The sequence below is a fragment of the Frigoribacterium sp. CFBP 13729 genome (assembly GCF_014841875.1).
Taxonomy (GTDB): domain Bacteria; phylum Actinomycetota; class Actinomycetes; order Actinomycetales; family Microbacteriaceae; genus Frigoribacterium.
In genome coordinates this window covers 67,742-91,280 of record NZ_JACYUR010000003.1, presented here as the reverse complement: position 1 = coordinate 91,280, position 23,539 = coordinate 67,742, and the positions used below count along the sequence as shown (strand labels likewise).

Genomic DNA, 23,539 nt, shown 5'->3' with positions numbered 1-23,539 from the left:
CGCGGTCGCGCGCCCGCACCTGCGCCGCCTGACGAGACCCGCAGACACGCAGGAGGCGCGGTGCCCGTCGAACGGGCCCCGCGCCTCCTGCGGGCGATCTCGCAGAGATCAGTAGGTCGGGACGGTGCCGACCTGCTCCATGATCATGGGCAGGAGCACCGTGATGTAGATGATGCCGAAGACGATCGACAGCAGGCCGATGATGATGCCGGCGATGGCGAGGCCGCGGCCGCGCTCGCCGGTCTTCTTGATCTGCGACAGGGCGATGAAGCTGACGACGACGCCAGCGATGTTCACGACGAAGGCCAGCACGAAGCCGACGATCGCGAGCGTGTTGAACTTGGCGGACGCGCCGGAGGTCGTGGTGGCGGGGGTGTTCTGGTCGTAGGTCATGGTCGTGACTCCTCTAGAGCGGGGTGGCCTCGACGATCGTCGGCCCGACGCCCAAGCTAGAGACTTTCTCGATTCTGTGTCCGACCTGGGAGCGATTCACCCCCAGATCACCCCCGAAGTGGTCACGTGCGACCGAGGTACCGCCCCTGCTTGTGGTTGAGGGCGAGCACGAGGTTGAGCACGACGGCGCCTGCGGCCGAGAGCAGCACGATCCACGGCGAGACGACGGTGAGCGAGAACAGGATGATGACGACGTCGACCGCCATCTGCACGTAGCCGGCCCGCCAGCCGAGCTTCTCCTGCAGCACGAGCGCGAGGATGTTGATGCCGCCGAGGCTCGCCCCGTGCCGGAACAGGATCAGCAGGCCCACCCCGACGAGCAGGTTGCCGCCGAGCGTGCCGTAGACCGGGTCGATGTCGTCGATGTGGAAAACGGCCGGGTGCAGGTACGACATCGCCGAGACCATGCCGACGGTCAGCACCGTGCGCAGGGTGAAGGCGAGCCCTTTCTTCCAGATCGCGAGCGCGAAGAACGGCACGTTCACCAGCATGAACAGCGCCCCGAACGACAGCGGCCCGGCGTAGTCGAGCAGCAGTGCGATGCCGGCGGTGCCGCCCGAGACGGCTCCGCTCGCCTTGAGCAGGAACAGCCCGAAGGAGGCGATGAAGACTCCCGTCACCACCCCCATCACGTTCTCGACCAGGGTGTGCCGGTTGGCGTCGGCGGTCGCGGCGGTCTCGGTCAGGGCCGGGTCGTCGACCAGTGGGGTCGCCGTGTCGGGCGACAGCGCGGCGTCCGGCCCGGTCGCCTCGGGCGTCGAGTAGACGGGCGTCGAGCCGGTCGGCGTCGAGCCGGTCGGCGTCGAGCCGGTCGGCATCGAGCTGGTCGACCTCGAGTCGACCGTGGGTGCGGCGCCGGGCGAGGTGGAGGCGGGGGAGGCGGAGGTGGGGGAGGAGGGCCGGGCGACAGGGGTGGCGTCGCGCGTGCCGTCGTTCGCGGGGGTGTCGGTCACCGCAGCATCTTGCCAGCCCGGTGTTGCGCGCATGTGTCGCCCGCCGCCTCCTGCTCGCCGTCCCGTTCGTCCCTCCCTCCTCGAATGTGCCCCGGGCTGCTCGAGTGGTCACTTCTGGTCCGTCCACGAGCCATGAGCGACCAGAACTGACCACTCGGCACGGTGGCCCGGCCCGCGAGCGACCAGGTCTGAGCACTCGGCGCCGACACGCGCCTAACGCCGACCCGACCCCTGCCGATAGTCCCCCCTGAGCAGCTCAGGACGAGCAGCTCGCCCGCCCCACGGACGGTGGCGGGAGACACAGACCTAGGACGGGCCGATGATCGTCGTCACGCGACTCAACGACAGCAGATTCGCTGTCAACCCAGACCTGATCGAGCGCATCCACGAGACGCCCGACACGACGCTGATCATGGTCGACGGGGCGAAGTACATCGTCACCGAGCCGATGGCCGTGGTGATCGAGATGATCGCCCGCTACCGTGCCCGCATCGTCTCGCTGGCCTACGACGCGCCCGACCTCGCCGCCCCCGCGACGCAGCCGCTCGGCAGCCGCACGTCGACCGGCCCGCAGCTCGGCATCGTCCGCGGCTCGCGAGGCGAAGGAGGCGGCGGCCTCGTCTCCGCCCTCCGCCCGGCCGAGCAGGCCCCCACCACCACCGCGCCCGCACCGACCGGAGCCCGCTGATGGACCCGGCGACGATCATCGGCATCCTGCTCGCCTTCGGCGCGCTGTTCGGGATGATCAAGCTCGAGGGCGTCCACGTCGAGGGCCTGTTGCTGCCCGCGCCGATGCTGCTCGTGTTCGGCGCCACGATCGCGGTCGGCATCGCCGGCACGACGATCAAGGACGCGATGCTGAGCTTCAAGAAGATCCCGCACGCCTTCACGGGCAAGGTGATCCCGCCGCAGTCGGTCATCGACGACATCGTGGCGCTCGCCGAGAAGGCGCGCAGCGAGGGCCTGCTCTCGCTCGAGGCGGAGGCCGAGAAGGTCGAGGACCCCTTCATGAAGGGCGCCCTGCAGAACATCGCCGACGGCACCGACGGCGAGGAACTGCGGATCCTGCTCGAGGACGAGATGGAGTCGCGTCTCGCCGCCGACCGCACGGCGAGCAAGTTCTTCAACAGCCTGGGCGGCTACGCCCCGACAGTCGGCATCATCGGCACGGTGGTCAGCCTGACCCACGTGCTCGAGAACCTCGCCTCGCCCGACGAGCTCGGCCCGCTGATCGCGGCGGCGTTCGTGGCGACCCTCTGGGGCCTGCTCAGCGCGAACTTCCTCTGGCTGCCGTTCGCCGGTCGCCTGAAGAAGCTGGCCGACCTCGACGAGGCGCGCATGACGCTGCTGATCGAGGGCGTGCTGGCCGTCCAGGCCGGGAGCCAGCCGCGCCTCCTCGGCGAGCGCCTCAAGGCCATGGTGCCGGTGCACTCCCTCGAGGCCGGCGCAGGCAAGGCAGGCAAGGCAGGCAAGGCCGGCAAGGCCGCCAAGGCGAAGGCTGGCGCCGACGACCAGGGCCTCGCAGCGTGAGCGGCGCGCGCGGCGGCCGCAAGAAGAAGGGGCACGCCGAGGAGGAGCACCCCGACGAGCGCTGGCTGGCCTCGTACATGGACATGGTCACCGTGCTGATGTGCATGTTCATCGTGTTGTTCGCGATGTCGAGCGTCGACCAGGACAAGTACATCGCCCTGCGCAACTCGCTCGCGACCGGCTTCGGCCAGACCGACGTCGGCAAGGTCGACACGGCGTCGGGCACCGTCGTCGCGGTCGACGACGTGACGGCGGAGGGCCAGGGCTACTCCACCGGCGACGAGACCGACGTGAGCAAGGCGTCGGCGAGCGGCACGGCCGGAACCGCCGAGGAGCTCGCGCAGGCGCAGGCCGAGCTCGACGACCTGACCGCCATCAAGGAGGCGATCGCTGCGGGCCTCGCCGGCTCCGGCCTCACCGCCGACGTGCAGTTCTCCACCGACGCGCGTGGCCTCACCGTGCGCCTGGTCGGCTCGGAGACGTTCTTCGGCACGAACAGCGCCGACCTCAGCGACACCGCTCGCCGCGTGATGGACGCGATCGCGCCCGTCCTCCGCGGCGCCGGCCACGACGTGTCGATCGAGGGCCACGCCGACCAGCGCAGCTCGACCGCTCCCTACGCGACCAACTGGGAGCTGTCCTCCGCCCGGGCCACGCAGGTGCTGCGCGACCTGGTCGAGCGAGGCGGTCTCCCCGTCGAGCACGCGCAGGCCGTCGGCTTCGGCTCGTCGCGTCCGCTCTCGACCGGCGGCACCGAGGCCGACTTCGCCACGAACCGCCGGGTCGACATCGTCGTCCTGTCGAACCAGTCCGACGACGTGAGCGCGCTGCTGCCCCAGCTGCAGGCGGCAGCCGAGGGCGCAGGAGGCGCGGTGACCGTCGGCAGGAACGCCGCGGCCGAGAGCCCGCCCGCCGTCGAGGACGCCGCCGCGACCACGACGACCATCGAGAAGAAGGCCGAGAAGACCGAGAAGAAGTCGGAGAAGGAGTCCGAGGACGCCCACGCCGAGGGGGCCCAGTCCGGGGGTCACTGACCACGAGCGCCTAACGACGAGGAGGCGCGGGCCGAGAGTGCCGGTCGTGACGCTCCTCGAGACCCTGCCCCCGGGCACGCCCGCACCGGCCCCGGCCGTCGCTGCGCCGCGCCCGCCGAAGCAGGTCGAGATCTACGACTTCCGTCGTCCGACGACGCTGCCCCGTGAGCACTCGCGGGCCCTCGAGCTCGCCTTCGAGACGTTCGCCCGGCAATGGGGCACGCAGCTCACCGCCAAGGTCCGCGTGCTGTCGCAGGTCACCTGCGAGCAGCTGCAGGTCCTCACCTACGACGAGTTCGCCGCCTCGCTGCCCGCGACGACCGCGATGGTGCTGTGCGGCATCGAGGGCACGACGCCCAAGGCCGTCATCCAGTTCCCGACCTCCGCGGCGCTCAGCTGGGTCAGCTACATGCTCGGCGGCACGCGAGCCTCGACCGTGCCCGAGCGCACCTTCACCCCGATCGAGCAGGCCCTCGTGCGGCGCCTCATGGAGGACGCCCTCGACGACCTCCGCTACTCCTTCGGCAACCTGCTCGTCGCCCAGATCGTCGTCGGCGGCTTCCAGTACAACTCGCAGTTCGCCCAGGCGGCGCAGAAGTCCGACCTGATGATCGTCGCCTCGTTCGACATCCGGGTCGGCGAGCGCAGCGCGGCCGGCACCGTCGCGATCCCGGCCGAGGTGCTGCTGCCCCAGCTCGGCGAGTCCGAGTCCGCCGTCGACCCGGCGGAGGTGCGCCGGCTGCTCGGCGGCCAGCTCGCCTCGGTGCCGGTCGACGTGGCGCTCCGGCTCGCCCCCGCGGCCGTGCTGCCGAGCGTCGTGCTCGACCTCGCCGTCGGCGACGTGCTGCCCCTGCCGCACCCGCAGTCGCGCCCGCTGGCGATCACGGTCGACGGCCAGGTCGTCGGCCGTGCCGCCGTCGGCTCCGCCGGCTCGCGACTCGCGGGCATCGTCGTCTCCACCTCCCTCACCGGCACCGAAGAAGGAACCTCATGACCGGCACGACCATCACCCTGCACACCGCCGCGGCGGAGGCGCTCGTCGCGCAGCTGCCGACGCCCGTGCCGCTGCGGGCCGTGCCCGTCGACGCCGCGACCGCCCAGGCTCGCCGCAGCACCGCCTCCTCGGCCGTCGTCACCTCGTTCGTCGGCTCGCTCTCGGCCGACACCGCGCTGCTGCTCGCCGACATGGACCAGGTCGCCGCGGCCGCGGGCACCGACTCGCCCCTCGTCTCGGTCGTCGACGTGCTCCGTCCGGCCCTCGAGGCCGCGACCTCCGTCCTCGGCGCCGGCGTGCTCGGCGACAGCCGGCTCGAGTCGGCCGACGCCCTCTTCGCGGACCACTCCACCGTCGTGTTCGACCTGACCGCGGCGGGCGAGACGGTCGGCTGGTTCGCCGTGCGGCTCCGGGAGGACGGCACCGTCGGCCTCGTCTCGTCGAGCTCGCCCGCCTCCTCCGTCTCCGCCGCGCCGCTCGGCGCCGGCAACCTCGGCCGCATCAACAACGTCGAGATGGCGCTGACCGTCGAGATCGGCCGCACCCGCATGTCGGTCCGCGACGTGCTCGGCCTCGAGCCCGGCGCCGTCGTCGAGCTCGACCGCTCGGCCGGGGCCCCCGCCGACGTGCTGCTCAACGGCCGCCTGATCGCGCACGGCGAGGTCGTCGTCGTCGACCAGGACTACGCGATCCGCATCACCCGCATCCTCGACGTCGCCGACGGCGTCGCCTGATCGTGGACACGCTCTTCGTCGCGCTGCGCGTCGCCCTCTCGCTGGGCGTCGTGCTCGCCCTGCTGTGGGTGCTGCAGAAGCGCCTCGCGAAGGGCGGGCTCCGCGGGGGCCGTGCCTCGGCTCCCGTCTCGATCGTCGCCCGTCAGGGCATCGGCGCCAAGGCCAGCGTCGTCGTGGTCGACGTCGAGGGCGAGCGCCTCGTGCTCGGCGTGACCGAGTCGTCGATCACCGTGCTGGCCGCGGCCGACGCGCCCGCCGCCCAGCCCGCAGTCGTCGCGCTCGAGGCTGCGCCGCCGTCTCCCGTCGTCGTGCTCGAGCCGGCCCCGCAGGAGGCGCGGGTCACCCCGATCGTCCCCCTCGCGTCGGTCGCCCCCGCCCCGGCCCCCTCCGCGACCCCGAGCTTCGACGCCGTGCTCGCCGCCGACTCCGCCCTCGCCGCGCACCCCGCTCGAGTCGCCCCGAACGGTCGGCTCGACGCGGCCGAGGCAGCGTTCTCGAGCAACTCGATCGGCGTGCCCGCGGGCGCGGCGATGCTGCGGCCGCGCGGGGCCGAGCGTCGCGCCGCGACGCGCGGCTCGCTCGCCGCACGCGGCGCGCGCGACCCGGGCGAGCGCGCCCGCGGCCGCGCCGCGAAGCCGCTCGAGGGCTCGATCCTCGCCCCGGACACCTGGCGGCAGGCGGCCGCCGCCGTCCGCGCCGGTCGCGCCGGATGAGCGCGTCCGCCGCGCACCGCGCGACCGGAGCCGCCGCTCACCGCGCGACCCGCGCCTCCTCCGCCCCGGCGTTCATGTCCGCCTTCGCCGCCGCTCTGGCGCAGCGCGTCCGCCCGACCCTGCGCGACGGACTCCGCGGCGCCCCGCTGCGGCACGCCCGCCTCGGCGCCCCCGCCGTCGGAGCCGCGCCCGTCCGCTTCGCCGACACCCGCCTCGCCCGCGCGGTCGTCGTCGCCCTGCTCGCGATGGTCGTCGCGTCGGGGCTCGTCATGCTGATCGGCCAGCAGGCCTCCGCCGCGCCGGTCGCCCCCACGTCCCCGACCGCCCCGGCACAGCCGGGCACCGGCACCGGCAGCACCGACGGCTCGACCGGCACCGGCGAGACCCCCGACTTCACCGAGTCCGACCAGACCGTCACCGACGGCACGGGCACCGGTGGCCTGAACATCGACATCAACGGCCCCGACGGCGCCCCCAGCCAGGCGATCGTCACCCTGCTCGGCATCACGCTGCTCAGCGTCGCGCCGGCCCTGCTGCTGATGATGACGTCGTTCACGAAGATCTTCGTCGTGCTCGCGATGACGCGGAACGCGCTCGCGCTGCCGTCGATCCCGCCGAACCAGGTGCTCGCGGGCCTCGCCCTGTTCCTGAGCCTGTTCATCATGGCGCCGATCCTGGGGCACATCAACGACGACGCCGTGCAGCCCTACCTGAACGGGCAGCTCGACTTCCAGGGCGCGATCGACGCCGGTGCCGCGCCGCTGCGCGAGTTCATGCTGGCGCACACCCGCGAGGAGGACCTCGCGCTGATGACCCGCTCCGCCGACCAGCCGAACCCCGCCAGCCAGGCCGACGTGCCGATGCTGACGCTCATCCCGTCGTTCATGATCAGCGAGCTCCGCGCCGCGTTCATCATCGGGTTCGTCATCTTCATCCCGTTCCTCGTCATCGACCTCGTCGTCAGCGCCGCCCTGATGTCGATGGGCATGATGATGCTGCCGCCGGTGATGATCTCGCTGCCGTTCAAGATCCTCCTGTTCGTGCTCGTCGACGGCTGGGGGCTCATCATCACGAGCCTCATCGAGAGCTACCAGGTGAGTGCCTGATGGACTCCAACGCCGTCCTCGACCTGTCGATGCAGGCCCTCATCATCACGGGCAAGCTCGCCGCGCCCGTGCTGATCACCTCGCTCGTCGTCGGCTTCGCGATCTCGCTGCTGCAGTCGATCACGCAGATCCAGGAGGTGACCCTCGCGTTCGTGCCCAAGGCCGTCGCGGTCGGGATCGCCCTGATCGTCTGCGGCCACTGGATGATCAGCGAGATGGTCTCGTTCACGACCATGGTCTTCGACCGCATCCCCCAGCTCCTGAGCGGGGGCTAGGCCGCCGTGTCGATCGACCTCAGCTGGCTCGAGGCGACCATGCTCGCCGCCGTGCGCATGACCGCCTTCATCGTCATCGCGCCTCCTTTCTCGTACCGGGCGTTCCCCGGCCGGGTGAAGGCGATGCTCGGCGTCGGCCTCGCGCTCGCCGTGGCGCCGCGCGTCGCGCCCGGCTACGAGTCGCTCGACACGGGCGGCTTCGTGCTGGCGCTCGTGCTCGAGCTGGTCGTCGGCGCGGTGCTGGGGTTCCTCGTGTTCCTGGTCTTCGCGGCGATCCAGTCGGCGGGCAGCCTGATCGACCTGTTCGGCGGCTTCACGCTGGCGCAGGCCTTCGACCCGCAGTCGATGATCAACGGCGCCCAGTTCACCCGCCTGTTCCAGATGACGGCTCTGGCGCTGATGTTCGCGAGCGGCGGCTACCAGGTGCTGATCGGCGGGCTGACCCGCTCGTTCGACGCGTTCCCGCTCGGCCTCGGCATGGACCTCTCGCGACCCGTCGAGCTGATGACGAACGGCGTCTCGCAGATGTTCCTCGCGACGCTGCAGATCGCCGGCCCCCTCTGCGTCGTGCTGTTCCTCGCCGACGTCGGGCTCGGCCTGCTCAGCCGCGTGGCGCCGGCCCTGAACGCCTACGCGATGGGCTTCCCGCTCAAGATCCTCATGACCGTGATGCTCGCCGGCGGCGTGTTCCTCGCCCTGCCCGGCGTGGTGCAGAGCCTCACCGGCGACGCGGCCGACATGGTCCTGGGGGTGAGGTAGCGATGGCGGACGACAGCGGCGAGCGCTCCGAGGCGGCCACCGACAAGCGGATGAAGGAGGTCCGCTCGAAGGGCCAGCTCTCGCGCTCGCAGGACCTCAGCGCGTGGGTCGGCGTCGGCGCGGCCGCCGTCATGATCCCCAGCACCATCCAGCGCGGCGCCGAGGCCGGCACCGACCAGCTCTTCTCGATCGGCCAGGTGATCCGCCACCCCGACGACACCACCGTGCTGCAGCTGCTCGGCGGCGGCGTGGGCTCGATGGCCGGCACGATCGGCCCGATGCTCGCGGTGGTCGGCGTGGCCGTGCTGGCGACCGCGGTCGTGCAGGGCGGCGTGCACGTCAAGCGCATGACCGGCAACTACGAGCAGTTCAACCTGCTGAACGGCCTCAAGACCACGTTCGGCACCCAGGCGCTCTGGAACGGCGCCAAGGCCCTGATCAAGACCGCCGTCGTCGGCCTCGTCCTCTGGGCGGCCGTCCAGGGCCTCCTGCCCGTCCTCATGAGCGGAGGCGGCCTCAGCGTCTCCGCGATCATCGAGGAGGCGTCGGCCGGCACCACGGTCCTGCTCCAGGCCGCCATCGCGGCCGGCCTCCTCCTGGCGGCGGCCGACGTCTTCGTCGTCATGCGGCGCAACCGCAAGAAGACGCGCATGACCAAGAAGGAGGTGCGCGACGAGCACAAGAGCAGCGACGGCGACCCCCTGGTCAAGTCGCAGCGCCGCTCGCGCCAGCTCGCGATGAGCCGCAACCGCATGATGGGCGCGATCGTCGACGCCGACGTCGTGATGGTCAACCCGACCGACTACGCCGTCGCCCTCAAGTACGAGCCCGGCAAGGCCGCGCCCCGCGTCGTCGCGAAGGGCGCGGGCGCCGTCGCCGCGAAGATCCGTGAGCAGGCCGAGGCCGACGGCGTGCCGATGGTCGCCGACGTGCCGCTGACCCGGGCGCTGCACGCCTCGTGCGGCCTCGGCGAGGAGATCCCCGTCGACCTCTACACGCCGGTCGCCCGCGTCCTCACCTTCGTGATGGCCCTGAAGGCGCGCGGCGCGACCGCCGCCGTCGGACGCGCGCACGCCAACCCCCGCCCCACGACGGCCGACGAGGTGTCGAGCGTGCTCGCTCCCGAGTCACTGGCCCCCGACGCGGTGCCGCGCGCGATCCGCGCCGCCCGCGCCGCGCCTCCTGCGCCCGTCGCCGCCCCGGCCGCCTCGCCGGCCCCCTCGCTCTCGCCCCGCCCCGCCGCCACCGGAGGAACCGCCTGATGAAGAAGACACTCCCCAAGCTCGCCGTGCCGGTCGGCGTCGTCGCGATCGTGCTGCTGCTCGTCGTGCCCGTGCCGGCGCCGATGCTCGACGTGCTGATCATCCTCAACATCCTGCTGGCGCTCGTGATCCTGCTCACGACGCTGTTCGTGAAGAAGCCGCTCGACTTCTCGGTGTTCCCGTCGCTGCTGCTCGTCGCGACGCTCTTCCGCCTCGGGCTCAACGTCGCCTCGACTCGCCTCGTGCTCGGCGAGGGCTTCGCCGGCCACGTGATCGAGGCGTTCGGCCACGTGGCGGTGAGCGGCTCGATCATCATCGGCGCCGTCATCTTCTGCATCCTGATCATCATCCAGTTCGTGGTCGTGACGAAGGGCGCCGAGCGCGTCGCCGAGGTCGGCGCCCGCTTCACCCTCGACGCCATGCCCGGCAAGCAGATGGCGATCGACGCCGACCTCAACGCCGGCCTGATCACCGACGAGGTCGCCAAGGAGCGCCGCGCCGCCGTCAGCGCCGAGGCCGACTTCTACGGCTCGATGGACGGCGCCTCGAAGTTCGTCAAGGGCGACGCGATCGCCGGCATCCTGATCATCGTCATCAACCTGGTCGGCGGCGTCGCGATCGGCGCGATCCAGAACGGCATGGCGATCGGCGAGGCCCTGAACCACTACGGCCTCCTCACCATCGGCGACGGCCTCGTCACGCAGATCCCTGCGCTGCTGATGGCGGTCAGCACCGGCATGATCGTCACCCGCTCGGGCGCCGACAGCGACATGGGGTCGCAGGCGGCGGCGCAGCTCTCGCAGTCGCGCATCGCGATCATGATCGCCGGCGTGGCCGCGATCGGCATGGGCTTCATCCCCGGCATGCCGATCATCCCGTTCCTCCTGATCGGCGCGGGCCTGCTCGTCATCTCGCAGCGGCTGGCGGCCAAGGCGAAGGCCGAGGAGGCGCAGGCGGCCCTCGAGGCGATCGCCGCGCCTCCTGCCCCCACCGACACGACCGAGGACCTGCTCGAGCAGATGCGCGTGCACGCCCTCGAGATCCTGCTCGCGCCCGACCTCGTCGACATGGTCAGCGGGTCGTCGGACGACCTGCTCGGCCGCGTCAAGGCCCTGCGCCGCAAGATCGCCGTCGACATGGGCATCGTCGTGCCGCCGGTGCGCACGCGGGACAGCGTCGACCTGCCGCCCTCCACCTACTCGATCCGCATCGCGGGCGTCGAGGCCGGCCGCGGCGTCGCCCCGACCCGCTCGGTGCTCGCCCTCGGCGACCAGCTCGACGGCCTGCCCGGCACGGCCACGGTCGAGCCCGTCTTCGGCCTCGCCGGCAAGTGGGTGCCCGCCGAGATGCGGCACAGCGCCGAGATGACCGGGGCCACCGTGATCGACCGCGTCTCGGTGCTCGTCACGCACCTGTCGTCGATCATCGGCGACAACGCCGCCCGGCTGCTCAGCCGCGAGGACGTCCGCGTCCTGACCGAGGGCCTCAAGCAGGTCAACGCCTCCGCGATCGACGACCTCGTGCCCGGCATGCTCTCGCTCGCCGAGCTGCAGCGCGTGCTGCAGGGGCTGCTCGCCGAGCGCGTCCCGATCAACGACCTCGGGCGCATCTGCGAGGGGCTGACGCTCCGCGCCAAGGTCTCGACCGACCCCGAGGGCCTGGTGGAGGCGGCCCGCGCCTCCCTCGGACCGGCCCTGACCGCGCGCCACCTCGACCAGGGCGTGCTGCGCGTCATCATGATCGACCCGGGCCTCGAGCAGTCGATGCTCGAGGGGCTGCGGCCGTCCGACCAGGGCACGCAGATCCTGCTCGACGGCCACCGCGTCGAGCAGGTGCTGGGCTCGCTGCGCGAGTCGGTCGCCTCCGTCGAGGCCCAGGGCCTCAGCGCCGTGCTCGTCTGCGCGCCGGCCCTGCGCCCCGCCATCCACCGCCTCGTCTCGGCGCAGCAGGGCGGCCTGCCCGTGCTGTCGTACCAGGAGGCCACGGCCGCCGGCTCGACCATCGAGACCGTGGGCGTCGTCCGCGCCGCCGACCCGATCACGGCGATCTGACGTGCCCACGCGGAGGATGATGAGCGGCGAGTCGCTCGAGGCGCTGCGGTCCGAGGTCCGCGCCGTGCACGGCCCCGGCGCCCGGATCGTCGCGGCGCAGAAGGTGACCGTCGGGGGAGTCGCGGGCGTCTTCGCCCGCAAGCACTACGAGGTCACGGTCGAGGTGCCCGACCCGCGCACCGACGTGCCGACGGCCCGCATCACGATCACGCCCCCGGCCTCGCGCGCCGGCATCGCGGCGCTGCTCGCGGACGCCGACGCTGCCGACGGGTTCGAGCCGCGCGGCGGTGCCGACCTGGGCGGTGCGGTCGATCAGCGCGGCGCGGCCCGTCCGCAGGCCGACGCAGGCCCGCGCGACCCGTTCGACGACGTTCTGTCCGGGCGCGAGACGACCGCGCCGCGGGTCGTCCGCGCGGTGCCTGCGTCCCCGGCGTCCGCAGCCGCAGCCGCTGGTGCTGGCGCCGCTGCCGCACGGCCGTCCGCCGCGGCCAGCCCGCGTCGCGCCGCCCGCGCCGCGGCGGCCGCTGCCGCCTCCGTCCCGTCGCCCGCCGTCGCCGCGGCCGCCGGCGACCTCTCGACCCGCACGGACGCCTTCGCCGAGATCATGGACGACTTCACCTTCAACGGCATCGCCGCCCCCGAGGCCCCGACGGCCGAGGCGCACGACGTCGAGGAGGCGCCCGCCGGCCCCCTGACGACCGCGGCCGCCTTCCTCGCCGCGGCCGCCGCCTCCTCGTCCGCCCCGTCGGCGCTCGCCCCGGGCGACGCGGGCGACCGCCCCGCACCGTCCGTGCTGCGCGGGGCCGGCGACCTCGTGGTCGTCGTCGGGCGTCCGGGCGACGCGTTCCGCGTGGCCGCCCAGATGGCGACGTCGTTCGGGCTGCGCTCGGTCGACGCCGCCGACCGTCGCGGGGCGATCCTCGCCCGGGCGACCGGCGTGCACGAGGACTCCGCCGTCGTCACCGCCCTCGCGTGGGACGCCGCCGCGCCCGCCGCCCTCGAGGCGATCGCGGCCGACCAGGTCTGGGTCGCCGTCGACGTCGGCCGCAAGCACGACGACACCGCCCGCTGGGTCGAGGCCGTCCGGGCCGTGCAGCCGGTGGCGGCGGTCGCCGTCGTCGGCGAGGACGACACGTCGACGCCCGGCACGGTGCACCTGCTCGGCGTCCCGGTCGGCTGGCGCGCCTAGCCCGCCCGCCCGCGCCCGCGCCCGGCCCGGCCCCCTCGCCCCCTGGCGCGCCCTCGTGCCCGCGCCCGGCCCCGGGAAGCGACGAGTTGCCCCGATCTGCTGCTCGGAACGCTCCCGACCAGCGTTCCGGGGCAACTCGATGCCCGCGTCGTGGTGCTCCACCCTTAAGGTGGGGGGATGCTGGTGTTGACGCGCAAGGTCGGGGAGCGGATCCTCATCGGTGACGACATCGTCATCACCGTCCTCGACTCCCGTGGCGACGGCGTGCGCATCGGCATCGACGCCCCCCGCGGCGTGAAGATCCAGCGCGAAGAGGTCGTCAAGGCCGTGACCGAGGCCAACGTCGAAGCCGCCGGCGCGACCGCCGCGGCCGACGCCGAGGCCCGCCTCCGTGCCGCCCTCGGCGCCCCTGCCCCCCGCGCCGACCAGTAGCCCCGCAGGCCAGCCGTTCCCCGCCGGCGGGCAGCCGGCGTCAGCGACTCCCGAACACGCTCCGCGACGGCTCCGGCGAGGGCACCGCGGTCGCGTCCGTGACGACCGGTGCCCCGGCGACGAAGTCGCGCAGCTCGCGCCCGTGCACGACCTTGGCCGGCAGCGGGTCCGACGAGTAGAGCCGCGGCATGCGGTCGGTGGGCAGCGGCGAGGGCGAGCCGATCAGCACGACGTTGCCGAACCTCCTGCCCTTGAGGGTGGCCGGGTCGGCGACCGCGGCGACGTGCTCGAACACGGTCGACAACGTCGACGCCTGCCCGCGGGCGAAGGCCAGCCCGGCCCCGTCGGCCGAGTTGACGATCAGCATGCCGGTCGGCGACAGGAACGAGGAGGCGGCCGTGTAGAACTCGAGGCTCGTCACGTGCGCGGGGATGCGCGACCCGCCGAAGACGTCGACGACGAGCAGGTCGACCGACCCGCGCAGGCCGGCCGGCAGCTTCTCCATCACCTCGCGGGCGTCGCCGTAGCGGAGCCGGATGGAGGCGCCCCTCGGGAACGGCAGCCGCTCGCGCACCAGCGCGATCAGGTCGGCCTCGAGCTCGATCACCTGCTGGCGCGAGCCGGGCCTCGTCGCCTCGACGTACCGGGGCAGCGTGAGCGCGCCGCCGCCGAGGTGCAGGGCCGTCAGGGGCCCCTCGGGCAGCAGGTCGATCGCGTGCCCGATGCGGCGGACGTACTCGAAGGCGAGGTGCGTGGGGTCGTCGAGGTCGACGTGCGACTGCGGGGTGCCGTCGACGACGAGGGTGAACGAGCCGGGCCGGTGCCGGTCCTCGTCGACGCGGGCGAGGCCCGCTCCGATCGAGACCTCGGCGGGCGGGTCGTCGTGGGGTGCGGCCATGTCCCGATCCTCCCACCGAGGAGGCGCGGGCGGAATTCCGCGGGATCGCCTGCGTTATACCCGAGGTCAGCCTCGAGGTCAACGACAGGGCTTGCCAGGCGTGTCCCGGCTGCATAGTATTGACCTTTGCGCTCCCTCGTGCGTCCCGTCGTCATATCTCGGTCGACGACGCACATCCGAGACAGTCCCCCGAATATCGCGGCGGGGGCGTCCTCGGTCTCGGCCTCTCGGCACGGTCCAGCGACCCTGCCGCGCGGCCGACGGTTCCCGGGAGGGCCGTTCACCACCCACTCATACTGTCCGACAGTGATGACCCGACGGGGTCCACGGAGGTAACTTCCTTGGCTGCTGCGAACACCGCATCCACCAACTCGCCCAAGAACGGCCGTGGCGCATCGCGCCTCTCGTTCGCCAAGATCACCGACACGCTCACGGTCCCCGACCTCCTGGCGCTGCAGACCGAGAGCTTCGACTGGCTCGTCGGCAACGACATCTGGAAGACCCGCCTCGCCGAGGCGACCGAACAGGGTCGCACCGACCTCGCGCTGCACTCCGGCCTGGAGGAGATCTTCGAGGAGATCTCCCCGATCGAAGACCTCGGCGAGACCATGCAGCTCAGCTTCACGGCTCCCGAGCTCGAAGACCCCAAGTACTCCATCGACGAGTGCAAGGAGCGCGGCAAGACCTACGCCGCCCCTCTCTACGTCAACGCCGAGTTCATGAACCACCTCACCGGTGAGATCAAGACCCAGACGGTCTTCATGGGCGACTTCCCCCTCATGACCGAGCGCGGCACGTTCATCATCAACGGCACCGAGCGCGTCGTCGTGTCGCAGCTGGTCCGCAGCCCCGGCGTCTACTTCGAGCGCGCCTCCGACAAGACGTCCGACAAGGACATCTACTCGGCTCGCGTCATCCCCAGCCGCGGTGCCTGGCTCGAGTTCGAGATCGACAAGCGCGACCAGGTCGGCGTCCGCATCGACCGCAAGCGCAAGCAGAGCGTCACCGTCTTCCTCAAGGCCCTCGGCCTGACGAGCGAAGAGATCACGGAGAAGTTCCAGGGCTTCGCGTCCATCGAGGCCACCCTCGAGAAGGACGCCATCCTCACGAAGGAAGAAGCCCTCAAGGACATCTACCGCAAGCTCCGTCCCGGCGAGCAGGTCGCCGCCGAGGCCGCGCGTGCGCTCCTCGACAACTTCTACTTCAACCCGAAGCGCTACGACCTGGCGAAGGTGGGTCGCTACAAGATCAACCGCAAGCTCGGCATCGACGCGCCCCTCGGCGACTCGGTCCTGACCGTCGACGACATCGTCGCGACGATCAAGTACCTGGTCTCGCTGCACGCCGAGCAGAAGACGATCGACGGCACACGCGACGGCGAGTCCGTCGAGCTGCGCCTCGACGTCGACGACATCGACCACTTCGGCAACCGTCGCATCCGCGCGGTCGGCGAGCTGATCCAGAACCAGGTCCGCACCGGCCTGTCCCGCATGGAGCGCGTCGTCCGCGAGCGCATGACCACGCAGGACATCGAGGCGATCACCCCGCAGACCCTGATCAACGTGCGCCCCGTCGTCGCCGCGATCAAGGAGTTCTTCGGCACGTCGCAGCTCTCGCAGTTCATGGACCAGAACAACCCGCTGTCGGGCCTGACGCACAAGCGTCGCCTCAGCGCGCTCGGCCCCGGCGGCCTGAGCCGCGAGCGCGCCGGCGTCGAGGTCCGCGACGTCCACCCGTCGCACTACGGCCGCATGTGCCCGATCGAGACCCCGGAAGGCCCGAACATCGGCCTGATCGGCTCGCTCGCGTCGTTCGCCCGCATCAACTCGTTCGGCTTCATCGAGACGCCCTACCGTCGTGTCAACGGCGGCAACGTCAGCACCACGATCGACTACCTCACCGCCTCCGAGGAGGACGAGTTCGTCGTCGCCCAGGCCAACGCCCCGCTCGACGACGACTTCAACTTCGTCGACGACAAGGTGCTGGTCCGCAAGAAGGGCGGCGAGGTGGAGCTCGTCGCCAAGGACGAGGTCGACTACATGGACGTCTCGCCGCGCCAGATGGTGTCGGTCGCGACCTCGCTCATCCCGTTCCTCGAGCACGACGACGCGAACCGCGCCCTCATGGGCGCCAACATGCAGCGTCAGGCCGTCCCGCTGGTCCGCAGCGAGAGCCCCCTGGTCGGCACCGGCATGGAGGGCTACACGGCCATCGACGCCGGCGACGTCGTCACCGCCGACGCCGCGGGCGTCGTCACCGAGGTCTCGGCCGACGTCGTCACCGTCCAGCTGGACGAGGGCGGCACGCAGGACTACTACCTGCGCAAGTTCGACCGCTCGAACCAGGGCGCCAGCTACAACCACCGTGTGATCGTCGACGCCGGTCAGCGCATCGAGGTCGGCGAGGTCATCGCCGACGGCCCTGCGACCGAGAACGGCGAGCTCGCGCTCGGCAAGAACCTGCTCGTCGCGTTCATGCCGTGGGAGGGCTACAACTACGAGGACGCGATGATCCTGTCGCAGAACCTCGTGAAGGACGACACGCTCTCCTCGATCCACATCGAGGAGTACGAGGTCGACGCCCGCGACACGAAGCTCGGCAAGGAGGAGATCACCCGTGACCTCCCCAACGTCAGCCCCGACCTGCTGGCCGACCTCGACGACCGCGGCATCATCCGCATCGGTGCCGAGGTCCGTCCCGGCGACATCCTCGTCGGCAAGGTCACGCCCAAGGGCGAGACCGAGCTGTCGGCCGAGGAGCGCCTCCTGCGCGCCATCTTCAACGAGAAGAGCCGTGAGGTCCGCGACACGTCCCTGAAGGTGCCCCACGGCGAGCAGGGAACCGTCATCGGCGTCAAGGTCTTCGACTCGCAGGACGGCGACGACGAGCTCGGCTCGGGCGTCAACCAGCGCGTCGTGGTGTTCATCGCGCAGCGACGCAAGATCACCGCGGGCGACAAGCTCGCCGGCCGTCACGGCAACAAGGGCGTCATCTCGACGATCCTCCCCGTCGAGGACATGCCGTTCCTCGCGGACGGCACGCCGGTCGACATCATCCTGAACCCGCTGGGCGTCCCCGGTCGCATGAACTTCGGCCAGGTGCTCGAGATCCACCTCGGGTGGATCGCGGCGCAGGGCTGGAACGTCGAGGGCATCCAGGAGTGGGCCAAGAACCTCCCGCCGGAGGCGCTCAGCGCGGCTCCCGGCACGAAGGTCGCCACCCCGGTGTTCGACGGTGCCGCCGAGCGCGAGATCGAGGGTCTCCTCGACTCGACGCTGCCCACGCGAGACGGCGACCGCTTGATCGGCTCCTCGGGCAAGACGATGCTGTTCGACGGTCGCTCGGGAGAGCCCTTCCCGAACCCGATCTCGGTCGGCTACATGTACATCCTGAAGCTCCACCACCTCGTCGACGACAAGATCCACGCTCGTTCGACGGGCCCCTACTCGATGATCACGCAGCAGCCCCTGGGCGGCAAGGCCCAGTTCGGCGGACAGCGCTTCGGAGAGATGGAGGTGTGGGCCCTCGAGGCCTACGGTGCCGCGTACGCGCTGCAGGAGCTCCTGACGATCAAGTCCGACGACATCCTCGGCCGCGTCAAGGTCTACGAGGCGATCGTCAAGGGCGAGAACATCCAGGAGCCCGGCATCCCCGAGAGCTTCAAGGTCCTCATCAAGGAGATGCAGTCGCTGTGCCTGAACGTCGAGGTCCTCTCGGCCGACGGCCAGACGGTCAGCCTGCGCGACACGGACGACGAGGTCTTCCGTGCTGCGGAAGAGCTCGGCATCAACATCTCCTCCCGCTTCGAGTCGTCGAACGTCGACGAGATCTAAGCCCCCTTCCCACAACGACACGTCGATACATCTGACAAGGGACTGAATTTTGATCGAAGCAACAACTTTCGATGAGCTGCGGATCGGCCTCGCCACGGCCGAGAACATCCGTGCCTGGTCGCACGGTGAGGTCAAGAAGCCGGAGACCATCAACTACCGCACGCTGAAGCCCGAGAAGGACGGCCTCTTCGGAGAGCAGATCTTCGGGCCGTCGCGTGACTGGGAGTGCGCGTGCGGCAAGTACAAGCGCGTCCGCTTCAAGGGCATCGTCTGCGAGCGCTGCGGCGTCGAGGTCACGAAGTCGTCGGTGCGCCGTGAGCGCATGGGCCACATCGAGCTCGCCGCCCCCGTCACGCACATCTGGTACTTCAAGGGCGTCCCGTCGCGCCTCGGCTACCTGCTCGACATGGCGCCGAAGGACCTCGAGAAGGTCATCTACTTCGCCGCCTACATGGTGATCTCGATCGACGACGAGGGCCGTCACGCCGACATGCCCGGTCTCGAGAACGAGCTCCGCCTCGAGATCAAGCAGCTCGAGACGCAGCGCGACACGCGCATCGCCGACCGTCTGCAGAAGCTCGAGGTCGACCTCGCCGCTCTTGAAGAAGAAGGCGCGAAGAGCGACCAGAAGCGTCGTGCGAAGGACGTCGCCGAGAAGGAGATGGGCCAGACCCGCAAGGCCTTCGACGAGGACATCAACCGCCTCGAGCGCGTGTGGGAGGACTTCCGCACGCTGAAGGTGGGCGACCTCAAGCCCGAGGACGCCGTCTTCCACGAGCTCCAGGACCGCTTCGGCATGTACTTCGAGGCCCACATGGGCGCCGAGGCCATCAAGAAGCGCCTCGAGGGCTTCGACCTGACCACCGAGGCCGAGAACCTGCACCTGCAGATCTCGGAGGGCAAGGGCCAGAAGAAGATCCGCGCGATCAAGCGCCTGCGCGTCGTCAGCTCCTTCCTCGCCACGGGCAACTCGCCCGCCGCGATGGTGCTCGACGTCGTCCCGGTGATCCCGCCCGAGCTGCGCCCGATGGTGCAGCTCGACGGTGGCCGCTTCGCGACGTCCGACCTGAACGACCTCTACCGTCGCGTCATCAACCGCAACAACCGCCTCCGTCGACTGCTCGACCTCGGTGCCCCCGAGATCATCGTCAACAACGAGAAGCGGATGCTGCAGGAGGCGGTGGACGCGCTCTTCGACAACGGTCGCCGCGGCCGTCCCGTCACGGGCACCGGCAACCGCGCCCTGAAGTCCCTGAGCGACATGCTCAAGGGGAAGCAGGGTCGGTTCCGCCAGAACCTGCTCGGCAAGCGCGTCGACTACTCCGGCCGTTCGGTCATCATCGTCGGCCCGACGCTCAAGCTGCACCAGTGCGGTCTGCCCAAGCAGATGGCGCTCGAGCTGTTCAAGCCGTTCGTGATCAAGCGCCTGATCGACCTGTCGCACGCTCAGAACATCAAGAGCGCCAAGCGCATGGTCGAGCGTTCGCGCCCGCAGGTGTGGGACGTCCTCGAGGAGATCATCCGCGAGCGCCCCGTGCTGCTGAACCGCGCGCCCACGCTGCACCGTCTCGGCATCCAGGCCTTCGAGCCCCAGCTGGTCGAGGGCAAGGCCATCCAGCTGCACCCGCTCGTCTGCGCGGCGTTCAACGCCGACTTCGACGGCGACCAGATGGCCGTGCACCTGCCGCTGTCCGTCGAGGCCCAGGCCGAGGCGCGCATCCTTATGCTCGCGTCGAACAACATCCTGAAGCCGTCCGACGGCCGACCGGTGACCCTGCCCGCACAGGACATGATCATCGGCCTGCACTACCTGACGACGGTCACCGAGGGCGCAGTCGGCGAGGGCCGTGCCTTCTCGTCCGTGTCCGAGGCGATCCTCGCCAAGGACCAGGGCACGCTCGACCTGAACGCGATGGCCAAGATCCGCATGAACGGCGTGCACTTCGCCGAGGGCGAGGCTCCCGAGGGCTACGAGGTCGGACAGGACATCCTGCTCGACACGACCCTCGGTCGCGCGCTCTTCAACGAGAACCTGCCGGCGGACTACCCGTTCGTGCAGCAGGTGACCGACAAGGGCATGCTCTCGACGATCGTCAACGACCTCGCCGAGCGCTACCCCAAGGTCGCCGTCGCGGCTGCCCTGGACAACATCAAGGACGCGGGCTTCTACTGGGCCTCGCGCTCCGGTGTCACGGTCGCCCTCTCCGACGTCCTCACGCCTCCGCGCAAGCCGGAGATCGTGGCGGGCTACGAGAAGCAGGCCGCAGCGGTCCAGTCCGAGTTCGACAAGGGCCTCATCAGCGACGCCGAGCGTCGTGCGGACCTGATCAAGATCTGGACGGAGGCCACGAACGAGGTCGCCGCCGAGATGCGGGCGAACTTCCCGGTCGACAACACGATCAACCGCATGGTCACCTCGGGTGCTCGTGGTAACTGGCTGCAGGTGCGCAACATCGCCGGCATGCGAGGCCTCGTGAACAACCCGAAGGGCGACATCATCCCCCGCCCGATCATCTCGTCGTACCGCGAGGGCCTGTCGGTGGCCGAGTACTTCATCGCGACGCACGGTGCCCGCAAGGGACTGGCCGACACGGCCCTCCGTACGGCCGACTCGGGGTACCTGACCCGTCGACTCGTCGACGTCTCGCAGGACGTCATCATCCGTGAGGACGACTGCGGCACCTCGCGCGGTCTCGAGATGCCCATCGCCGCACCCGACGCCGACGGCGTCATGGTGCGCGACGCGACCGTCGAGAACACCGTGTTCGCTCGTTCGCTGGCGGCCGCGGCCGTCGACGCGAAGGGCACCGTGCTGGCCGAGGCCGGCGCCGACGTCGGAGACGTTCTGATCGACGAGCTCGTGGCGGCAGGGGTCGAGACCATCAAGGTCCGTTCCGTGCTCACCTGCGAGGCCGCGGTCGGCGTCTGCGCCCAGTGCTACGGCCGCTCGCTCGCGACCGGCAACCTGGTCGACATCGGCGAGGCCGTCGGCATCATCGCGGCCCAGTCGATCGGCGAGCCCGGCACGCAGCTGACGATGCGCACCTTCCACACCGGCGGTTCGGCCTCGGCCGACGACATCACGCAGGGTCTGCCCCGCGTGACGGAGCTGTTCGAGGCACGTACCCCCAAGGGTGCGTCCCCGATCGCCGACGGTGCCGGTCGCATCACGATCGAGGACACGGACAAGGCCCGACGGGTCATCCTCAACCTCGACAACGGCGACGAGCCGGTCATCTACCCCGTGCTCAAGCGCTCGACCCTCCTCGTCGAGGACGGTCAGCACGTCGAGCTCGGTGCGCAGATCATCGCCGGTGCGGTCGACCCGAAGGAGGTCCTGCGAGTCAAGGGCGTCCGTGCGGTGCAGCAGCACCTCGTCGGGGGCGTCCAGGACGTCTACCGTTCGCAGGGCGTGCCGATCCACGACAAGCACATCGAGGTCATCGTCCGTCAGATGCTCCGCAAGGTCACCGTCGTCGACCACGCCGACACCGACCTGCTCCCCGGCGAGCTCGTCGACCGGTCGAAGTACAACGAGATCAACCGTGCGGCGCTGACCGAGGGCAAGCGGACCGCGTCCGCCCGCCAGGAGGTCATGGGCATCACCAAGGCCTCGCTCGCGACCGAGTCGTGGCTGTCGGCCGCCTCCTTCCAGGAGACGACCCGCGTGCTCACGCAGGCTGCGATGGAGGGCAAGAGCGACCCCCTGGTCGGTCTGAAGGAGAACGTGATCATCGGGAAGCTGATCCCCGCCGGAACCGGTCTGTCGCGCTACCGCGACGTCTCGGTCGAGGCGACGGAAGAAGCGAAGGCCGAGCGGTACCCCAACCGCGTGTTCACGGACGACGCGTCGTTCACGGAGGCTGACCTCAGCTTCGTGGACTTCGACTCGTTCTCGTCGGACGACTTCACCCCCGGCACCTACAACTGATCGGGATCGTCTGAAGGCGCCGCGGGTCTGATGACCTGCGGAGCCACCAGGCACCACGACGGGCCCCGGCCCTCGCACCACGCGAGGGACGGGGCCCGTCGTCGTTCCCGGGCGACCTCGGGGAGGCGCGGGTCGGTCCCGCAGGCTCGCGGGCGGTCCCGTGACCTGGGCGGCTCCCGAGACCAGACAGTATGGAGCGATGAGCACCGAGCAGTCCGCACAGCCGTCCCCGTCCGTCGAGCCCCCCGAGTCCACGGTCGCGCGGGGCGAGGCCGCGGCGGGGGTCCGGCTCGACGCGGTCGACCTGCCCGTCAGCGCCCGGGTCCCGAGGCCGGACGCGCGCCTCCCTCGTGACCGCGACGGCCTGCGCTGGCGCCCGGCGACCCTCGCCGACCTCGAGGCGCTGCACGCGCTCGACGGGCGCGTGGCGTCGCTCGACCACCCGCTGCACGTGACGTCGCTGTCGTCGATGCGCCAGCTGCTCGAGATGCCCGGCATCGACCTCGAGCGCGACTCCCTCGTGGCCGACGAGGGGGACGGCCAGCTGGTGGCCTGGGGCCTGAGCTTCCTCTGGCCCGTCCGCGAGTCGGTCGTGCGCGTGTCCGTCGACGGCGGCGTCGACCCGCGTCGGCGCGGGCGGGGCCTCGGGCGCGACCTCGTCGAGTGGCAGCGGCTGCGTGGCGAGCAGCACCTGTCGGCCTCGGACGACGTGCTGCCGGCCGTGCTGGCGGCGGGCGTCGAGCAGGAAGCGAAGAGCCACGCGGCGCTGCTGGGGCGGCAGGGCTTCGGCCCCGCCCGGTGGTGGAGCACCCTCAGCCGCGACCTGACCCGCCCGGTCGAGCCCGTGCCCCTCGACCCCGCGGTGCGGCTCGAGGACTACTCGACGCACCGCGAGGAAGCGACCCGTCTGGCCCGCAACGAGGCCTTCGTCGACCACTGGGGCAGCCAGGCGAGCACGCCCGAGGTGTGGCGCATGCTCGTCGGGGCGGCGACGTTCCGCCCCGACCTCTCGTTCGTGGCGGTCGCCGCGGGCGACGACGGCGAGGAGGAGGTGGTCGCCTTCGTGCTCACCACCGTCGAGCCCGAGCAGTGGCCGGCCCACGGCGGTCGCAGCGCCCACGTCGACTACGTGGGCGTCCGGCGGGCCTGGCGAGGCCGGCACCTCGCGCAGTCGGTGCTCGCGACGGCCCTCGCGCGGCAGGCCGACCAGGGCTTCGAGCTCTGCGTGCTCGACGTCGACTCGACGAGCCCCACGGGCGCCGTCGGGCTCTACGACCGTGCGGGCTTCACGGTCGCGGGCCGTCGCGCCGCGTACCTCCGCGAGTACTGACCGCCGAACGAGATGACGCGTCGGAGGCGTGAGCGACCGCCGCACCTCCTCGACGCGTCACC

The 23,539-nt window shown here is 71.1% G+C and carries 19 protein-coding genes; 16 read left to right on the top strand and 3 right to left on the bottom strand.

Annotation, left to right across the window (positions count from 1 at the left end; all coding sequences use genetic code 11):
- Positions 1-108: 108 nt before the first annotated feature.
- Positions 109-393 (bottom strand): DUF4190 domain-containing protein, encoded by a 285-nt coding sequence (locus IFT77_RS10855; protein WP_192040702.1) that lies wholly within the window; start codon positions 391-393, stop codon positions 109-111.
- Positions 394-515: 122 nt separating this feature from the next.
- Complete coding sequence (locus IFT77_RS10850) at positions 516-1,406, bottom strand: YitT family protein (RefSeq protein WP_371741020.1); 891 nt, start codon at positions 1,404-1,406, stop codon at positions 516-518.
- Positions 1,407-1,725: 319 nt separating this feature from the next.
- On the opposite strand from IFT77_RS10850, the gene IFT77_RS10845 reads away from it, so the two are divergent.
- From IFT77_RS10845 to csrA, 13 genes are all read left to right on the top strand, one after another.
- Positions 1,726-2,094, top strand: a complete 369-nt coding sequence (locus IFT77_RS10845) for a flagellar FlbD family protein (RefSeq protein ID WP_192040703.1) — start codon at positions 1,726-1,728, stop codon at positions 2,092-2,094.
- Complete coding sequence (locus tag IFT77_RS10840) at positions 2,094-2,936, top strand: motility protein A (protein ID WP_192169986.1); 843 nt, start codon at positions 2,094-2,096, stop codon at positions 2,934-2,936. Before IFT77_RS10845 ends, IFT77_RS10840 begins: the two co-directional genes overlap by 1 nt.
- On the top strand, positions 2,933-3,970 hold the full coding sequence (locus tag IFT77_RS10835; RefSeq protein WP_371741019.1) for a flagellar motor protein MotB: 1,038 nt from the start codon (positions 2,933-2,935) through the stop codon (positions 3,968-3,970). Before IFT77_RS10840 ends, IFT77_RS10835 begins: the two co-directional genes overlap by 4 nt.
- A 46-nt stretch (positions 3,971-4,016) precedes the next feature.
- On the top strand, positions 4,017-4,964 hold the full coding sequence (locus IFT77_RS10830) for a flagellar motor switch protein FliM (protein ID WP_371741018.1): 948 nt from the start codon (positions 4,017-4,019) through the stop codon (positions 4,962-4,964).
- Entirely contained in the window at positions 4,961-5,698 is a 738-nt protein-coding gene (fliN, locus tag IFT77_RS10825; protein WP_192040705.1) for a flagellar motor switch protein FliN, read from the top strand. The genes IFT77_RS10830 and fliN overlap by 4 nt, the downstream gene beginning before the upstream one ends.
- A gap of 2 nt (positions 5,699-5,700) precedes the next feature.
- Positions 5,701-6,411 carry a flagellar biosynthetic protein FliO gene (locus tag IFT77_RS10820; RefSeq protein ID WP_192040706.1) on the top strand — a complete coding sequence of 237 codons (711 nt, stop codon included), beginning with the start codon at positions 5,701-5,703 and terminating at the stop codon, positions 6,409-6,411.
- A gap of 245 nt (positions 6,412-6,656) precedes the next feature.
- Positions 6,657-7,517 carry a flagellar type III secretion system pore protein FliP gene (gene fliP, locus IFT77_RS10815; RefSeq protein WP_244638750.1) on the top strand — a complete coding sequence of 287 codons (861 nt, stop codon included), beginning with the start codon at positions 6,657-6,659 and terminating at the stop codon, positions 7,515-7,517.
- Positions 7,517-7,792, top strand: coding sequence for a flagellar biosynthesis protein FliQ (gene fliQ / locus IFT77_RS10810; protein WP_123547654.1), 276 nt, complete (start codon positions 7,517-7,519; stop codon positions 7,790-7,792). Before fliP ends, fliQ begins: the two co-directional genes overlap by 1 nt.
- Positions 7,793-7,831: 39 nt before the next feature.
- Positions 7,832-8,551 (top strand): flagellar biosynthetic protein FliR, encoded by a 720-nt coding sequence (locus IFT77_RS10805; RefSeq protein WP_192041387.1) that lies wholly within the window; start codon positions 7,832-7,834, stop codon positions 8,549-8,551.
- Positions 8,552-8,553: 2 nt separating this feature from the next.
- Positions 8,554-9,813 carry a flagellar biosynthesis protein FlhB gene (locus tag IFT77_RS10800; RefSeq protein ID WP_123547655.1) on the top strand — a complete coding sequence of 420 codons (1,260 nt, stop codon included), beginning with the start codon at positions 8,554-8,556 and terminating at the stop codon, positions 9,811-9,813.
- On the top strand, positions 9,813-11,864 hold the full coding sequence (locus IFT77_RS10795) for a flagellar biosynthesis protein FlhA (RefSeq protein WP_192040707.1): 2,052 nt from the start codon (positions 9,813-9,815) through the stop codon (positions 11,862-11,864). The genes IFT77_RS10800 and IFT77_RS10795 overlap by 1 nt, the downstream gene beginning before the upstream one ends.
- 1 nt (position 11,865) lies before the next feature.
- Entirely contained in the window at positions 11,866-13,053 is a 1,188-nt protein-coding gene (locus tag IFT77_RS10790; RefSeq protein ID WP_192169985.1) for a hypothetical protein, read from the top strand.
- A gap of 177 nt (positions 13,054-13,230) precedes the next feature.
- Positions 13,231-13,485 (top strand): carbon storage regulator CsrA, encoded by a 255-nt coding sequence (gene csrA / locus IFT77_RS10785; protein ID WP_192040709.1) that lies wholly within the window; start codon positions 13,231-13,233, stop codon positions 13,483-13,485.
- Positions 13,486-13,525: 40 nt separating this feature from the next.
- Here csrA and IFT77_RS10780 read toward each other — a convergent pair whose 3' ends face one another.
- Positions 13,526-14,383, bottom strand: coding sequence for a spermidine synthase (locus IFT77_RS10780; protein ID WP_133738214.1), 858 nt, complete (start codon positions 14,381-14,383; stop codon positions 13,526-13,528).
- A gap of 341 nt (positions 14,384-14,724) precedes the next feature.
- Here IFT77_RS10780 and rpoB point away from each other — a divergent pair, with 341 nt between their 5' ends.
- The 3 genes from rpoB to IFT77_RS10765 all read left to right on the top strand — a co-directional run bounded on the left by rpoB (position 14,725) and on the right by IFT77_RS10765 (position 23,477).
- A complete protein-coding gene (gene rpoB, locus IFT77_RS10775) occupies positions 14,725-18,216 on the top strand; it encodes a DNA-directed RNA polymerase subunit beta (RefSeq protein ID WP_123547660.1) in 3,492 nt (1,163 codons plus the stop codon).
- A gap of 49 nt (positions 18,217-18,265) precedes the next feature.
- Complete coding sequence (locus IFT77_RS10770) at positions 18,266-22,147, top strand: DNA-directed RNA polymerase subunit beta' (RefSeq protein ID WP_133738215.1); 3,882 nt, start codon at positions 18,266-18,268, stop codon at positions 22,145-22,147.
- Between the two features lie 199 nt (positions 22,148-22,346).
- The gene (locus IFT77_RS10765; RefSeq protein ID WP_192169984.1) at positions 22,347-23,477 is read left to right on the top strand and encodes a GNAT family N-acetyltransferase; all 1,131 of its coding nucleotides are present in this window, start codon (positions 22,347-22,349) and stop codon (positions 23,475-23,477) included.
- Positions 23,478-23,539: the final 62 nt, after the last annotated feature.